A 14,798-nucleotide genomic window follows, 5' to 3' on the forward strand; every position below is an offset into this window, starting at 1 on the left:
GCCGGAGCCGTCACAATCGGGTGCAGGAGACCCCGATGAACGCCCCCGATCCCCGCGCCCAGCCGCGCGCCTTCCTCGAGCATCTTTACCGCGCGGCGGTGCACCGCGCGCTGCCGCTGCACAACACGGCGGCCTTCCTGCCGTCGCCGCCGAAAGGCCGCACGCTGGTGCTGGGCGCCGGCAAGGCCGGCGGCGCGATGGCGCAGGCGGTCGAGGCGCTGTGGCCCAAGGACGCGCCCCTGTCCGGCCTCGTCGTCACGCGCTACCACCACACGCCGCCGCGGCCGGCCGGCCTGCCGCGGCGCATCGAGGTGGTCGAGGCTTCGCATCCGGTGCCCGACGCCGCGGGCCTGAAGGCCGCCGAACGCATCCTCGCGCTGACGCACGGGCTCACGAGCGACGACCTCGTGCTGTGCCTCATCTCCGGCGGCGGCTCCGCCTTGCTGACGCTGCCCGCCGAAGGCCTCACGCTGGAGGAGAAGCAGCGCATCAACCGTGAGCTGCTGAATTCCGGCGCCAACATCACCGAGATGAACTGCGTGCGCAAGCACCTCTCGCGCATCAAGGGCGGGCGGCTCGCCGCCGCCTGCGCGCCGGCGCGTGTCGTGACGCTCACCATCAGCGACGTGCCGGGCGACGATCCTTCGGTGATCGCCAGCGGTCCCACGGTGCCCGATGCGACGAGCTGCGCCGACGCCGTGGCGATCCTGCAGCGCTACGGCATCGAGGTGCCGGGCGCGATCATGAGCCTGCTGGAGCAGGGCGCGCTGGAGACGCCCAAGCCGGGCGACCCGGTGTTCGACGGCCAGCCGGTGCACATGATCGCCACGCCGCAGCAGTCGCTGGAAGCGGCCGCCGCGGCGGCTCGCGCGGCGGGGCTGGACGCGCACATCCTCAGCGACGAGATGGAAGGCGAATCGCGCGAAGTGGGCAAGGTGCAGGCCGCGCTCGCCCGCGCGGTGGCGCAGCGCGGCGAGCCTTTCCTGCGTCCTTGCGTGATCCTGTCCGGCGGCGAGACGACGGTCACGGTGCGCAAGCAGCCCGAAAGCACGCCGCGCGGCCGCGGCGGCCGGGCCGGCGAGTTCTGCATGGGCCTGGCGCAGGCGCTGCAGGGCCAGTCCGGCGTGTGGGCGCTGGCGGCGGATACCGACGGCATCGACGGGATGGAAGAGAACGCCGGAGCGTTCGTGGCCCCGGACACGCTGCAGCGCGCGCTGGCGCAGGGGATGAAGATCGACGGGTATCTGTCGCGCAACGACGCCTACGGCTACTTCCAGTCGCTGGGCGATCTGGTGGTCACCGGGCCGACGCATACGAACGTGAACGACTTCCGGGCGATCCTGGTGCTGTGATCAGAGCGATTCCTTGGCGAAATGCGCCGCCAGGTGCTCCACGAAAGCCCGCACCCGCGCCGCGCCCTGGTGCCGCACCGGATACACCGCATAGATGTCCGCCGGCGGCGCCTGCCAATTCTCCAGCACCTCCTTGAGCCGCCCGCTGCGCAGGTACCGGGCGACGTCCCATTCCGCGCGCAGCACGATGCCGAGGCCGCCCAGGGCCCAGTTGACCGCGATCTCGCCGTCGTTGGTGCTCAGGTGGCCGCGGACTTTCACCGTTTCGGTGCGCTTGCCGGAGCGAAGGCGCCACACGCCGTAGGCTTCGTCGCCCTGGCGGATGCCGATCACGCTGTGCTGCGCGAGTTCGTGCGGCTGCCTGGGCGTGCCGTGCTTCGCGAGGTAGGCCGGCGCGGCGCACAGCAGCCGGCGGTTGGGCGCCAGCAGGCGCGCCATCACGCGTGCGTCGGGCGGTTCGCCGAAACGAACGCAGACGTCGAAGGCGTCCTCGGCCAGCGGCGGCGGGTTCACCGACAGCTGCAGCTGGATCTCCACCTGCGGGTGCTTGCGCGCGAAGCCGGCAATGAGCGGCGCCACGTGCATCCGGCCGAAGCCGAGCGTGGCGTTCACGCGCAACAGGCCCTTGGGCTCCATGCGCGTGCCGCGCAGCTCGCTCTCCGCCGCCTCGATCTCGGCCAGGATGCGGCGGGCGTGTTGCAGGTAGGTCTCGCCCTCGGCCGTCACGCTGATCCGCCGCGTGGTGCGATGGAGCAGCGGCACGCCCAGCCGGGCCTCGAGCTGGGCCAGGCGCTTGCTGACGGCCGCCGTGCTCACCTGCAGCTCGCGGGCGGCGGCGGACAGGCTGCCGCAGCGGACCAGGTCGCTGAAGAACTGCATCTCGGAGGACGAGGAGGGCGGGGCGCTCATGCGGGGTCGTTCGGGAGGAGCCCGCATTCTCGCGTGTCTGCGCCGCGCGACAGGCAGGCGGCCCGCCTGCGGTTAAATTCGGTGCTTCGAGGAGAGTTCCATGTCCAACGGCAAGAGCGGGGGTCCCGAAGACCGCGCGGCCATCGAGAAATCGATCGAGAAGATCACCCGCACGGTGCGGGAGTTGCGCAACGCGGACATCTCCGGCATCCAGGACCGGTGGGACACGCGGCTGGAAGGCATGCAGAAGAAGATCAACGGCGCGCTGGCCGACGCGCTGGGGGGCTTCGCCTCGCCGGAATACCGCAAGCAGCAGGTCGCGCCGCTCGACTCGGAGCTGGACTCCACCTTCGGCGAGCGTTACACGATGGAGGAATTCCACGATCTGCTCCAGCTCGCGATCGAGCAAGCGGTCGGGAAACTGGAAGGGGTGAGCAAGGAGCTCACGGCGCGGATGAAGGGCGGCGGTGCGCCGGCGCCTGCCGCGACCCCGGCGCCGACGCCTGCGCCCACTCCCGCGCCCACTCCGGCGCCGACGCCTGCCCCCACGCCGGCGCCCACTCCGGCGCCGACCCCCGCCCCTACTCCGGCGCCCACTCCGGCGCCGACGCCTGCCCCTACTCCGGCACCCACTCCGGCGCCGACGCCTGCCCCCACGCCCGCGCCGACTCCGGCACCCACGCCCGCACCCGCTCCGACAACCACAACGAGTTCGATGACCTCCAGCACCCCCGCGCAGAAGCGCAGCATCGCCATCGTCTGCGCCACGGCCGACACCAAGAGCGCGCAGGCGGTTTCCAACTTCGTCGCGCAGATCGGGATGACGTCGGCGCTGCACTCGACGACCAAGGCGACGGGCGACGCGGCGGCACTCGAGGTGCTGGAGTCCGCGCGCGGCGCCGAGTACGCGATCGTGCTGGCGGGCGAGGGCGCCAACATCACGCCGCTGCAGATCGGCTTCCTGCTTGGCTGCATCGGCCGCAACCGGCTGTGCTTCCTCGGCACGTCCAAGTCCGGCACCGCCGCCGGCGTGGAATCGATGCCGCGCCACGAGTTCGACGCGGCCGGCCTGTGGAAGCTGCTGCTGGCCCGCGACATGAAGGCCGCCGGCCTGGAAATCGACCTCAACCGCGCGATCTGAGTTCCAGGGATTGTTGAGCCCAGGGTTGACAATGCCTTGAATCACGGTGCGTCCTTTTCCCCGCGACGGGTCTACAGTCGCGGGTGAAAGGACACGCCATGAAGACCTACAAGATCGCCTGCATCCCCGGCGACGGCATCGGCAAGGAAGTCATCCCCGCCGGCCAGGAAGTGCTGGAGGCGCTTGCCGCGAGCGGTGCGCAGTTCAAGTTCGAGTTCACCAGCTTCGGCTGGGGCGGCGACTGGTACCGCGCGCACGGCAAGATGATGCCGGACGACGGCCTCGAGGCGCTGCGCGACAAGGACGCCATCCTCTTCGGCTCCGCCGGCGACCCGCACATCCCCGACCACATCACGCTGTGGGGCCTGCGGCTGAAGATCTGCCAGGGCTTCGACCAGTACGCCAACGTGCGGCCCACCCGCATCCTGCCCGGCATCGACGCGCCGCTGAAGCGCTGCACGCCCAAGGACCTCGACTGGGTGATCGTGCGCGAGAACTCCGAGGGCGAATACGCCGGCGTCGGCGGCCGCGCCCACCAGGGCCACCCGATCGAAGTGGCCACCGACGTGAGCATGATGACCCGTGCCGGCGTCGAGCGCATCATGCGCTTCGCCTTCAAGCTGGCGCAGTCGCGTCCGCGCAAGCAATTGACCGTCGTCACCAAGTCCAATGCGCAGCGCCATGCGATGGTGATGTGGGACGAGATCGCGGTGAAGGTCAGCCAGGAATTCCCGGACGTCAAGTGGGACAAGGAACTGGTCGACGCCTGCACCGCGCGCATGGTGAACCGTCCCGCCTCGCTCGACACGCTGGTGGCGACCAACCTGCACGCCGACATCCTGAGCGACCTGGCCGCCGCGCTGGCCGGCAGCCTGGGCATCGCGCCCACCGGCAACGTCGACCCCGAGCGCCGCTATCCCAGCATGTTCGAGCCGATCCACGGCTCCGCCTTCGACATCATGGGCAAGGGCCTGGCCAACCCGGTGGGCACCTTCTGGAGCTGCGTGATGCTGCTGGAGCACCTGGGCGAGAAGGAAGCCGCCGGCCGCCTGATGAAGGCGATCGAGGAGGTCACCGCCGATCCCAGGCTGCACACGGGCGACCTGGGCGGCAAGGCGAAGACGGTAGACGTTACTTCTGCGGTGATTGCCCGGTTGAAGAACCGTTGATTCCGTGAGAAAAACAATGCAAGGAGACAAACCGATGAAACGCATCCTTTCCACTTTCGCCCTCGCGCTGCTCGCCCCCGTGGCGATGGCGCAAGCCGTCCACTGCCCCGACAAGAACGTCAACTACTGGCAGGCCTTCCCGCCGGGCGGCGAGTCCGACCTCTCGGCGCGCCACCAGCAGCTGGTGCTGAAGAAGAAGTGCCCGAACATCGAGACCATCGTCCAGTACAAGGCCGGTGCCGGCGGTGCGCTGATGTGGACGCAGATCAACCAGCTCCCGGGCGACGGCACCAACGTCGTCGGCGTCAACCTGCCGCACATCGTCTTCCAGCCGATCCAGGGCGACGTGCAGTACAAGACCGCCGACATCACGCCGGTGTTCTGGTTCCACTTCACGCCGGACATCCTGGTGGTCAACGCCAAGAGCCCGATCAAGGACTTCAAGGACTTCGTCGCCGCGGCCAAGAAGGACCCGGGCAAGTTCAGCCTCGCCGGTTCCGGCCAGTACTCGGCGAACCACGCGGCGCACGAGCGCCTCGACGCCGCCTTCGGCATCAAGACGCTGTACGTGCCGTTCAAGGGCACGGGTGACATGGCGACCTCGGTGCTGGGCGGCCAGGTCGACGGCGCGATGACCTACGTGCCTTTCGCGATCGCCAACAAGGACAAGGGCGTCCGCCCGATCGCCGTCGCGATGGAGAAGCGCCATCCGCTGATGCCCGACGTGCCCACCTTCAAGGAGCTGGGTGTCGACTGGGTGGACGGCGCCTACCGCGGCGTCGGCGTGCCGAAGTCCACGTCGGCGGCCGACAGGAAGAAGCTGTCCGACCTGTGGCGCGCGCTGAACAACGATGCCGAGATGAAGGAACTGGCGGCCAAGAACGGCTTCGAGCTGGTGAACTTCGGCGTCGAGGAGATGGACAAGTTCATGGCGGAAAAGTCGAAGCTGTACACGGAAGGCGCGGCCCGCATGGGCCTGGGCAAGAAGTAACGCCCGCTTCCTACACGGCCTCGCCGGACGGCGCCCTACGATGGGCGCCGTTTTCTTTTGCGCACCGCCATGCAGCCCGCGAAGGTCCCGCGCAGCCCGCGCGTCCTGGTCCTGATCGACTACATCAACCCGCTGAATTTCCCCGGGGCGGAGAAGCTCGCCGGTCCGGCGCTGGTGGCCGCCCGCGCGACGCTGCGCCTGCGCGATCGGCTGTCGGCGCAGAAGGTGGCCGTGGTCTATGCCAACGACAACTACGGCGTGTGGCAATCCGACTTCGACGACCTCGTGGCCGAATGCCGCGCGCGCGAGGACATCAGCGGCGAGATCGCGCGCCTGATCGCGCCGCGTCCGCGCGACATCACCCTGCTGAAGCCGCGCCACTCCGCGTTCTTCTGTTCCGCGCTGGAACTGCTGTTGAAGGACATGGGCGCGAAGGAGCTGATCCTCGCGGGGCTCGCCACCGACATGTGCGTGCAGATGACGGCGGCGGATGCCTTCCTGCGCGGCTACGAGGGCGTGTGGGTGCCGGCGGACTGCACGGCGGCGGAGACGCCCAGGGCGAAGGCGGCGAGCCTGGCGTACATGAAGGACGTGTTGAAGTGCGACGTGCGGTCGTCGCGGGCACATCGCGCCTGATCGTCATCCCCGGGGTGTCTTCGTCATCCCCGGGGTGTCTTCGTCATCCCCGCGCAGGCGGGGACCCCGGGCTTTCTGCCCTTGAAGCGGCTGCGCCGCTTTTTTTCCGCCTTTTCGCATCGCGCCGCTGCCAGCCCCCGCCCGCACGGGGGCTGGCAGCAGGGCAGGTCAGTGGCGCATCGGTCCGTTGCCATCACCACCGCCATGGGTCCTGGCGTAGGGTGGGCAAGCTCGCTTGCCCACTATTTCCCCGTGGGCCGTCATGGTGGGCAAGCGAAGCTTGCCCACCCTACAGGGATCATGACCTGGTCGATCAAGCAGAGCGCGCACCGCCTGCCGCGGCGCGCGCCGGACCTGCCCCTCACCCCAGCCCTCTCTCCAGAGGGGAGAGGGAGAAAGGCCAGGCGCCCTGGGTCCCCGCCTGCGCGAGGACGACGATCATCCGCAAAGCTTCCTGATCTCTTCGGGAGCAGGGACCGCCCGGATCCCCGTCGGATCGCCTTCCCTGCGCGCCGCGAAGATCCGCACCTCGTCGCATTCCATGATCACGTCGTCGCCGCGCGTGACGCGATAGCGCTGCACGAAGCTCTTGCCGCGCCACTCCGCGATGCTGGTGTGGATGCGCAGCACGTCGCCGTAGCTTGCCGTCTTCCTGAAGCTCGCATGCGTGTCCACCAGCGGCGTGCCGATGATGCCCAGCGTCTTCTCCGTTTCGTGCCACGGCGGCACGCCGCACTCGACGAAGAAGTGCCGCGAGGCCGCGTCGATCCAGCGGAAGAAGTTGGGGAACCAGACGATGCGCGCGGGGTCGCAGTCGCCGAACTCCACGCGCACCGTGTAGACGACCTCGCGCATCAATCACCCTTGATGTTGCGGGCGCGGATCAGGGCGCCGTAGCGCACGCTGTCGACCTGCGCGCGGGCGGCGAAGTCCTGCGGGCTCATCGGCGCGGGGATGGCCCCGATCGCGTTCATGCGCTCGACGAAGGCGGGGCTGCGCAGGACCTTGTTGATCTCCGCATTCAGCTTCGCGATCGCCGGCTGCGGCGTGCCGCCGGGCGCGTAGAAGCCGAACCAGGTGTCGGCGTCGAAGTCCTTCAGGCCGATCTCGTCCAGCGTCGGCACGTCCGGGAACTGCGGCGTGCGCTTGGGGCTGCCGATCGCCAGCAGCTTGAGCTTGCCGGACTTCACGTGCTGCAGGCCGATGCCGGGATCGAACATGAAATCGACCTGGCCGCCCAGCAGGTCCTGCATGGCCGGCGCGGCGCCGCGGTAGGGGATGTGCGTCGCGAAGACGTTGGCCTGCGCCTTCATCATCTCGGCGGCCAGGTGCGGCGAGCTGCCGTTGCCGGGCGTGCCGAAGGAGAGCTTGCCGGGATTCGCCTTCAGGTAGGCGATGAACTCCTGCGCGTCCTTCACCGGAAGCTTCTGCGGGTTCACTTCCAGGTACACCAGCACGCGCGCAGCGGCCGCCACCGGCACCAGGTCCTTCACCGGATCGAAGGGCATTTTCGTGTACAGGTGCGGGTTGATCGACACCGTGCCGCCCGAGCTCATGAGCAGCGTGTAGCCGTCGGCCGGCTGCTTGGAGACGTAGTCGCCGGCGATGTTGCCGTTGGCGCCGGCGCGGTTCTCCACGATCACCGGCTGGCCCAGCGCGTGGGACAGCGGCTCGGAGACGGCGCGCGCGATCTGGTCGGCGGCGCCGCCGGGCGGGAAGCTCACGATGAAGCGCACCGGCTTGTTCGGGAACGCCTGGGCGAATGCGACGCCTGGCAGGGCGGCCGCGGCGAGCGCCGCAGCGACGAGGCCGCGACGCAGCGGCGAGGGGATGCGTTTCCTTGTCATGTCGTCTCCTTCGGGTCTGGATCGTCGTAAGGGGTTCAGTGCACCTTCGCGTGCGGCGCCTCGTCGGGCAGGCCGCGCGGCTTGCGCGCCCAGCGGATCGGCACCGCCTTCACCGGTCGCGGCGGCGCGCCGTGCTGCACCAGCGTGGCGTCGAGCGCCTTGCCGGCATCGTCGGCCAGTGCCGCCTCGCGCGCCGCGCGTACCGCTTTCGCGGCTTCTTCGCCACGGCCTCCATGCGCCAGGTGGTCCAGCACGTGCAGCAGGTTCTCCTTGCCGCGCTCGTTGGTGGAACCGTAGCCCTTGATCAGGCGGCCGCACAGGGCGATCTCCTGGCCCAGTTGCCAGTCGCGCCGCGTGCCCTGCACCACGCCCTGCAGCCACTTTTCGATCATGTCCTGTTCGGCGGCGAAGCGGCTGCCGCGCGCGCGCAGCCACTTCATCGAAGCAAGCGTGCGCAGCGCCAGCATGCCGAAGACGCTGTGCGTGCCGATCTTCAGCGGCAGGGCCCAGGGCTGCAGGCCGCGCGCGGCGCGCCTGCGGTCCCAGGCGACCAGCTTGCCGGCGAGCGAGGCCGGCAGCAGCGCCGCGAACTCGGGCACGCCGGGCTTGAAGTGGTCGTACAGCTTCAGCAGGTCGGCCTCGCCGGCCTTCACCTCGCCCTGCACGCGCGTCCAGCGCGAGGCGCGGCTCTTCAGGTCCGCCACGCGCACGATGTCGTCGAACGCCATCCAGAGGGCGAGCCAGCGCGCCATTTCCCTCGTCGTGGCAAAGCCGTGCGTGCCTTGCGGGTCGGCATCGCGTTCGGCCTGCAATATGGACTGCAGGCGCTGCACGTACAGGTCGGCATAGGCTTGGCCCTGGTAGTCGAGGAGGCGCTGGTATCCCAGCGCGAACATCTCTTCCACCTGGGCCGGCATCCCACCCGTAGGGAGGGCAAGGCCTGCCTTGCCCACCGTCGCGGCCGAACCGGTGGGCACCGCACGCGGCGCCCACCCTACGAGTTGTTCGACGTAGGCGCGCTGGTGACGTGCATGGCTGGTGATCTCGTAAGCCTTGGCGAACCCGCGCAGACTCGCCTCCGCCCCCTTGCCGCCGGCCTTCACCACCGCCTCGTAATCCTCGCGCTGGAACGGAAACAGCCCGCTTCCCGCGATCGCACCGAGCATCACCGCGCTCACGACCGTGCCGCATTCCTTCGCGACCGCACCCATGTCGAACACCTGGTGCGCGCGGCTGAACTGCTGCACGACCTTCAGCAGGCTGGCGGAATCCGTGCGGCCGTCGCCCAGCTGCATGCGTTCCTGCGTCGTGAGCGTGCGGGCCGAGGAGGTGATCACCAGCGTGCGCTCCGGCGACGCCATGCCGTTGCCGATCTGGCGCGTGGTCTCCAGCAGTTCGGAGGACACCATCGCGTCGAGCGCGCCGGGCACCGGGTTCAGGCTGAACACCGGCTTCTTGCCGGCCAGTTCGCCGAACGGCACCAGAAAGACTTCGAGATAGTAGGTCGTCGCGCCGGTGCGCTGCGCAACGCCGGGGATCGACGTCGCTTGCGCCGGGTAGCCGGCATGGCGCGCCGTCTCGACCAGCCACTCGGTGAGAACGCCGCCGCCTTCGCCGCCGAGGGCGCAGACCAGGAGGGAGATCGATTGGTGCTTCATGCGGGCTGCAAGGCGCGGACGATCGCGCTGCGGAAAGTGTGGAACAGGCGCTCGTGCCACTTCGGGTTCTGCACGACTTCGGCGCGATAGAAGCTGGGGCACAGCGTCGCCGCGTGGGCGTTGGCACCGCACAGGCCGCAGCCCACGCAGCCGTCGATCACGGTCGCGACCGGGTCGACCTTCAGCGGATCCGGGTTGTCCTTGATCGTGAGCGTGGGACAGCCGGAGAGCCGGATGCAGGCGTGGTCGCCATTGCAGACGTCTTCGTCGACGCCGTACTTCACGCGCACCACGCGTTCGGCCTTCTTCAGCAGCGACTCGATCCAAGGCTTGACGCGCCGCTGGCGTTCCAGCTGGCACTCGCCCTCCGCCACGATCACCTTCAGGCCGTCGAAGTCGCTGGTGAAGGCGTCGGTGAGCGTGGCGCGCATCTTCTCGACGTCGTAGCTCGTGACCGTGCGCATCCACTGCACGCCCAGGCCCTTCAGCGCCGACTCGATCGTCCGGTCGGTGTGCACCAGGCTCTGGCCCTTGTCCGCCGCGGCGTTCTTCGCCGCTTCCTTGGGCGTGGAGATGAACTCCTGCGTGCCGGTGGCGGACGTGTAGCCGTTCTTGAAGATCAGCAGCACCGCGTCGTCGCCGTTGAACAGGGCGCTCTGCACGCCGGTGAGCAGGCCGTTGTGCCAGAAGCCGCCGTCGCCCATGATCGCCAGCGTGCGCTTCTGCATCATCGGCGAGACGCCGGCGCGCGAGGCGAGCGACATGCCGTAGCCCAGGATGGAGTGGCCCATGGAGAAGGGCTCGAAGGTGCCGAAGGCATGGCAGCCGATGTCGGCGGCCACATGCACGTTGCCGATCTGCTGCTGCGCGAGCTTGAGCGCCGAGAACACCGGGCGCTCCGGGCAGCCGATGCAGAAGCCGGGTGGGCGCGCCGGCAGCGGCTGGTCCAGTGCCGCGGCCACGGCCTGGCGGCGATCGGTGGTGGCCGCCAGCCAGTGGCGCGCATCCTCGGTGCCTCCTCCCGGCAGGTAGCTGCTCGCGAAATGCACCAGCCCGTTGGAGACGACTTCCACCGTGTACTCGCCGCCCGATGGCAGCAGGTCCTTGCCGTGCAGCCGGGTCTGGATGTCCCGCCGGCGCAGCAGCGTGGCGATCTCCTGCTCGATGAATTCGGGCTGGCCTTCCTCCACCACCAGCACCGCGCGCTTGCCGGTGCAGAAGTCCGCGACCTGTTCCGGCACCAGCGGATAGGTGACGTTCAGGCAGAGGATCGGGATGTCGGTGGAGCCGAAGGCATCGGCGAGACCGAGCTGCTGCAGGCTGCGGACCAGGGCGTTGTAGATGCCGCCCTGAACGATGATGCCGAGGTCCTCGTGCTTGCCGTCGAACAGCTCGTTGATCTCCTGTTCCACGATGTACTTGCGCGCTGCCGGGATGCGCTGCTCGTTCTTCAGCTTCTCGTGGCGGAATGTCACCGGCGGGTGCGCCAGCTTCATGTAGTCGAAGCCGGCCGGATTCTCCATCAATGCGCGCGTCGAGACCGGCGGCTTGACGTTGTCCTTCGCTTCGAAGCTGCCGCGCACGTGGCAGGCGCGGATGCGCAGCTCCAGGATCGCCGGCATGTTGGAGCTTTCCGAGAGCCGGAAGCCTTCCTCCACCATGCGCGTCATCACGGCGAGATCGGGCCGCGGGTCCAGCAGGCACATGCTGGACTTCAGCGCGAAGGCATGGGTGCGTTCCTGGATCACCGAAGCGCCCTCGCCGTAGTCTTCGCCGACGACGATCAGCGCGCCGCCGGTCACCCCGGGCGAGGAGAGGTTGGAGAGCGCGTCGGCCGCCACGTTGGTGCCGACGATCGACTTCCAGGTGACCGCGCCGCGCAGCGGGTAGTGGATGGACGCGCCGAGCATCGCGGCGGCCGACGCTTCGTTGGAGCAGGCCTCCACGTGCACGCCGAGCTCGTCCATGTAGCCCCTGGCCTGCACCATCACGTCGAGCAGGTGGGACACCGGCGCGCCCTGGTAGCCGCCGATGTAGGCGACGCCCGATTGCAGCAGCGCCTTGGTGATCGCGAGGATGCCCTCGCCGTGGAACGTGTCGCCCGCGCCCAGGCGCAGCGACTCGATCTCCTTGCCGAATGAAACTTCCAAAGCCTGGCCTCCGACAGCGAAGGACGCAGTGTCCGGCATTGCCTCGCGGAGCTCAATCCAATGAAGCGACTAAGCGGTATGCATTGGATGCATCTCGCCAGCCGATAATCGGCGCGGGACTCATCGCGCCATGCATATCAAGGACGTCGACCTCAACCTGCTGCGCCTCTTCGACGCGGTCTACCGCACGCGCAACGTGAGCCGCGCGGCGGAGCTGCTGGACCTGACGCAGCCCGCGGCCAGCCAGGGCCTCAGCCGCCTGCGCACGCTGGTGCACGACCCGCTGTTCATGCGCAGCGCCGGCGGGGTGCAGCCCACGCCCAAGGCGCAGCGCCTCGCGCATCCGGTGCGGCAGGCGCTCGCGACGCTGGAACAGGCGCTGGGCGAGACGGCGGGTTTCGAGCCGGCGCTGTCGCGGCGCACCTTCCACATCCACATGAGCGACATCGGCGAGGGCCGCTTCCTGCCGGAGCTGATGGTCGCCCTGCGCGAGCGCGCGCCCGGCGTGCGCCTGGAGACGCGTCCGCTGCCGCGCGTGCAGATCACCGAAGCGCTCGATGGGGGCCGCATCGACTTCGCCTTCGGCTTCCTGCCGACGGTGAAGGAGACGCAGCGCCTGAAGCTGCTGGAAGACCGCTACGTGGTGCTGCTGCGCAAGGGCCATCCCTTCACCCGCAAGCGGCGCAACGGGGCCGCGCTCATCGCCGGCCTGCGCGAGCTGGAATTCGTGGCCGTTCGCTCGCACGCCGACACGCTGCGCATCGTGCAGCAGGCGCAGCTGGAGGACCGGCTGCGGCTGGTCACCGAACACTTCATGGTGCTGCCGGCCATCGTGCGCGCCACCGACCTCGCGGCCATCCTGCCGCGCAACATCGCGCGCAGTTTCGAAGGTGCTTATGCGATCGTGGAACCGGCGTTTCCCGCGCGCGACTTCGTCGTGTCGCTGCACTGGAGCCGGCGCTTCGAGGCCGATCCGGGCAACCGCTGGCTGCGGGGCGTGATCGGGGAGTTGTTCAGGGAGTGACGGGCGCCTTGCGCCGCTCGGTGCGCCACTGGCGGTAGGCGCACATCGCATCGAGTCCGAGCTTCGTCTCGACCGCGGCGCCAAGGCCCAGTTGCGCGTCGAACGCCGGCGGCGCGGCGCCGTCCCAGCGCAGCAGCGCGAGGGCCAGTTCGATGGCCGAGACAGTGTCGGTCTGGCACTCGCCGGACGCATCCAGCCGCTGCTGCATCTCGAGCAGCAGCCGGTGCAGGAAATCGAGCTCGGTGCGGGAGAGCTCCACTTTCGGCGCGTCCATGCTGCAAGCATGGTGCTGCCGCGCCGGAAATTCTGTCGGAGCGCGGCGGGTCTAGCTGTCCTGCAATTTCGCCAGGCGCGCGGCAGCTTCGCGCTTGCCGATGCCGCGCAGTTCCGCGATCGCTTCGAGCTGCTTGCTGCGCGGGCGCGACTCGCCGTGTTCCCACTTGTAGACGGACTGGCCCGACACGCCGAGCAGGGTGGCGAAGTCCGCCGCCGACAGGCCCAGCTTCTGGCGCTGCGACGCCAGGCGCGTGGCGCTGAAACGGCGGGGCGTGGACGCATCGTCCTCCTCGGCCGGCGCCGGGTTGTCGCGCGCGGCAACCTTGCCCGCACGCTTGAGCTGGCGCTCCAGGTCGTCGATCCGGCGGCGCAGCGCGGCGATGTGCGCGCGGTACTGCGCGGAGGATTTCTTGAAGTCTTCGGTCTGCGCGCGCACTTCCTTGCGGGCGATGCGGGCGATCTCGTCCTTCAGGACGGCGGCGATATTGGGCATGCTCAGGCGGTTGGTTCCGGATCGGCGATACAACTTTTGGCGCCGGCTTAAATGTGCTCCCTCCCCCCATCATAGTCGCGCACGGGGTTTTGCCGGAGGACACGATGGGCGCATGCCCGATCTTCGGTTCGCCGTCATCGACGCACTCCGCCGGCAACTCCATGGAGCATGACCCGATCGCGCCGCTGGCGGACCGCGGCATCGCTTGCATGGGATTGGATTCGCGTTATGCCGGCAACGGGCCGGACCGTCGTCCGCGTGACGCGGTCTGGGTGGTGCCTTCGATCTCTCGCTGGATGGGCCGGCTTTGCTGGAAAAGGTCGCCCTGCGGTTGTGACTTCGCGCACGGTCCCGGCCGTCCGCGAACTCGCGGAACGCTTTGTGGGCGCCGTCCTACACGCGGCCGCAGGGGCCACCCCTACCATTCGCGCTCCGCAGGAGAGGGCCATGGATGCCAAACCGACCAGCAGCAGCCACATTCGTCCGGGGACGACGTCCTCCTGGATGACCGTGTGCGCGGCCGGCAGCGACGACGCGCGCGACGGCCAGGCGCCCATGACGCCACGGCCGGACACGGACGCCGGCACGCTGGACCCCGTGCGCACGGTGTTCTGGCAGGCCTACCGCCACCTGTTCCCGCCGCACGCGCTGCCGGCACAGACCCCCGGCGGCAGCCTCGTGATCTCCTGGTCGGTGATGGACGATCCGCATGCGCACCACCCGTATGCCGTGCCGGTGCTGCTGCGCTTCCACGAGGCGCTGCTCGATGCGATGGGGGCGGCGGATGCGCGCATGCAGCTGCAGCTCGCGCAGGAGCATGAACCCGCGCTGCGTGAAGGCCTTCGCGGCTACGACCCGTTCGCGCACGTTCCCGACGCGCGCGTCGTCACGATCGGCTGAAGCTTCCCCGTAGGGTGGGCAAGCTCCGCTTGCCCACCTTACGAGTCACGCCAATCGCTGCAGCAGCAAGTCCGCGGCCCGGCGATCGATGCCATGCGCGAGTCCGGGGACCACATCGAGAGTCACTTCGGCGCCAAGTCCCTGCAGCTGCCTGGCCGCGTCCCGCGCATGCTGCACCGCGATCACCGGATCCGCATCGCCGTGGATGAAGTGCAGCCGCACGCCGTCCGGCGCGCGGTGCGTCAGTTCATC

General features: G+C 69.2%; 14 protein-coding genes and 1 pseudogene. 7 read left to right on the forward strand and 8 right to left on the reverse strand.

Going from position 1 to position 14,798, the window contains the following annotated elements; all coding sequences use genetic code 11:
- Positions 1-35 precede the first annotated feature (35 nt).
- Positions 36-1,352, forward strand: coding sequence for a glycerate kinase (locus VF522_RS05325; RefSeq protein ID WP_330907193.1), 1,317 nt, complete (start codon positions 36-38; stop codon positions 1,350-1,352).
- Here the strand turns inward: VF522_RS05325 and VF522_RS05330 are convergent, their stop codons facing one another.
- A complete protein-coding gene (locus VF522_RS05330) occupies positions 1,353-2,261 on the reverse strand; it encodes a LysR family transcriptional regulator (RefSeq protein WP_330907194.1) in 909 nt (302 codons plus the stop codon).
- Between the two features lie 100 nt (positions 2,262-2,361).
- Here VF522_RS05330 and VF522_RS05335 point away from each other — a divergent pair, with 100 nt between their 5' ends.
- The 4 genes from VF522_RS05335 to VF522_RS05350 all read left to right on the forward strand — a co-directional run bounded on the left by VF522_RS05335 (position 2,362) and on the right by VF522_RS05350 (position 6,198).
- Positions 2,362-3,402: a hypothetical protein gene (locus VF522_RS05335; RefSeq protein WP_330907195.1), complete on the forward strand. Its 1,041-nt coding sequence runs from the start codon at positions 2,362-2,364 to the stop codon at positions 3,400-3,402.
- 98 nt (positions 3,403-3,500) lie between these two features.
- Entirely contained in the window at positions 3,501-4,571 is a 1,071-nt protein-coding gene (locus VF522_RS05340; RefSeq protein WP_330907196.1) for a tartrate dehydrogenase, read from the forward strand.
- Between the two features lie 34 nt (positions 4,572-4,605).
- Positions 4,606-5,562 carry a tripartite tricarboxylate transporter substrate binding protein gene (locus VF522_RS05345; RefSeq protein WP_330907197.1) on the forward strand — a complete coding sequence of 319 codons (957 nt, stop codon included), beginning with the start codon at positions 4,606-4,608 and terminating at the stop codon, positions 5,560-5,562.
- Positions 5,563-5,631: 69 nt separating this feature from the next.
- Complete coding sequence (locus tag VF522_RS05350) at positions 5,632-6,198, forward strand: isochorismatase family cysteine hydrolase (RefSeq protein ID WP_330907198.1); 567 nt, start codon at positions 5,632-5,634, stop codon at positions 6,196-6,198.
- Positions 6,199-6,636: 438 nt separating this feature from the next.
- Here the strand turns inward: VF522_RS05350 and VF522_RS05355 are convergent, their stop codons facing one another.
- Genes VF522_RS05355 through VF522_RS05370 form a run of 4 tightly spaced genes read right to left on the reverse strand, consistent with a single transcriptional unit; the run spans position 6,637 to position 11,853 of the window.
- A complete protein-coding gene (locus tag VF522_RS05355) occupies positions 6,637-7,053 on the reverse strand; it encodes an acyl-CoA thioesterase (protein WP_330907199.1) in 417 nt (138 codons plus the stop codon).
- Complete coding sequence (locus VF522_RS05360) at positions 7,053-8,045, reverse strand: tripartite tricarboxylate transporter substrate binding protein (RefSeq protein WP_330907200.1); 993 nt, start codon at positions 8,043-8,045, stop codon at positions 7,053-7,055. The genes VF522_RS05355 and VF522_RS05360 overlap by 1 nt, the downstream gene beginning before the upstream one ends.
- 35 nt (positions 8,046-8,080) lie before the next feature.
- The gene (locus VF522_RS05365; protein ID WP_330907201.1) at positions 8,081-9,703 is read right to left on the reverse strand and encodes an indolepyruvate oxidoreductase subunit beta family protein; all 1,623 of its coding nucleotides are present in this window, start codon (positions 9,701-9,703) and stop codon (positions 8,081-8,083) included.
- Positions 9,700-11,853, reverse strand: coding sequence for an indolepyruvate ferredoxin oxidoreductase subunit alpha (locus VF522_RS05370; protein ID WP_330907202.1), 2,154 nt, complete (start codon positions 11,851-11,853; stop codon positions 9,700-9,702). Before VF522_RS05370 ends, VF522_RS05365 begins: the two co-directional genes overlap by 4 nt.
- 130 nt (positions 11,854-11,983) lie before the next feature.
- Here VF522_RS05370 and VF522_RS05375 point away from each other — a divergent pair, with 130 nt between their 5' ends.
- Positions 11,984-12,877 carry a LysR family transcriptional regulator gene (locus VF522_RS05375; RefSeq protein ID WP_330907203.1) on the forward strand — a complete coding sequence of 298 codons (894 nt, stop codon included), beginning with the start codon at positions 11,984-11,986 and terminating at the stop codon, positions 12,875-12,877.
- On the opposite strand, the gene VF522_RS05380 is transcribed toward VF522_RS05375, so the two are convergent.
- Both VF522_RS05380 and VF522_RS05385 read right to left on the reverse strand, forming a co-directional pair.
- Positions 12,867-13,151, reverse strand: a complete 285-nt coding sequence (locus VF522_RS05380; protein WP_330907204.1) for a hypothetical protein — start codon at positions 13,149-13,151, stop codon at positions 12,867-12,869. The two genes, VF522_RS05375 and VF522_RS05380, sit on opposite strands and share 11 nt — an antisense overlap.
- Positions 13,152-13,202: 51 nt before the next feature.
- Positions 13,203-13,646 (reverse strand): helix-turn-helix transcriptional regulator, encoded by a 444-nt coding sequence (locus VF522_RS05385; protein ID WP_330907205.1) that lies wholly within the window; start codon positions 13,644-13,646, stop codon positions 13,203-13,205.
- Between the two features lie 447 nt (positions 13,647-14,093).
- Between VF522_RS05385 and VF522_RS05390 the strand changes: the two genes are divergently transcribed.
- Positions 14,094-14,546, forward strand: a complete 453-nt coding sequence (locus tag VF522_RS05390) for a hypothetical protein (protein ID WP_330907206.1) — start codon at positions 14,094-14,096, stop codon at positions 14,544-14,546.
- Positions 14,547-14,591: 45 nt separating this feature from the next.
- On the opposite strand, the pseudogene VF522_RS05395 reads toward VF522_RS05390, so the two are convergent.
- A pseudogene (locus VF522_RS05395) lies at positions 14,592-14,798 on the reverse strand (esterase); the annotation flags it as partial.

Source organism: Ramlibacter sp., assembly GCF_036383835.1.
Classification (GTDB): domain Bacteria; phylum Pseudomonadota; class Gammaproteobacteria; order Burkholderiales; family Burkholderiaceae_C; genus Ramlibacter.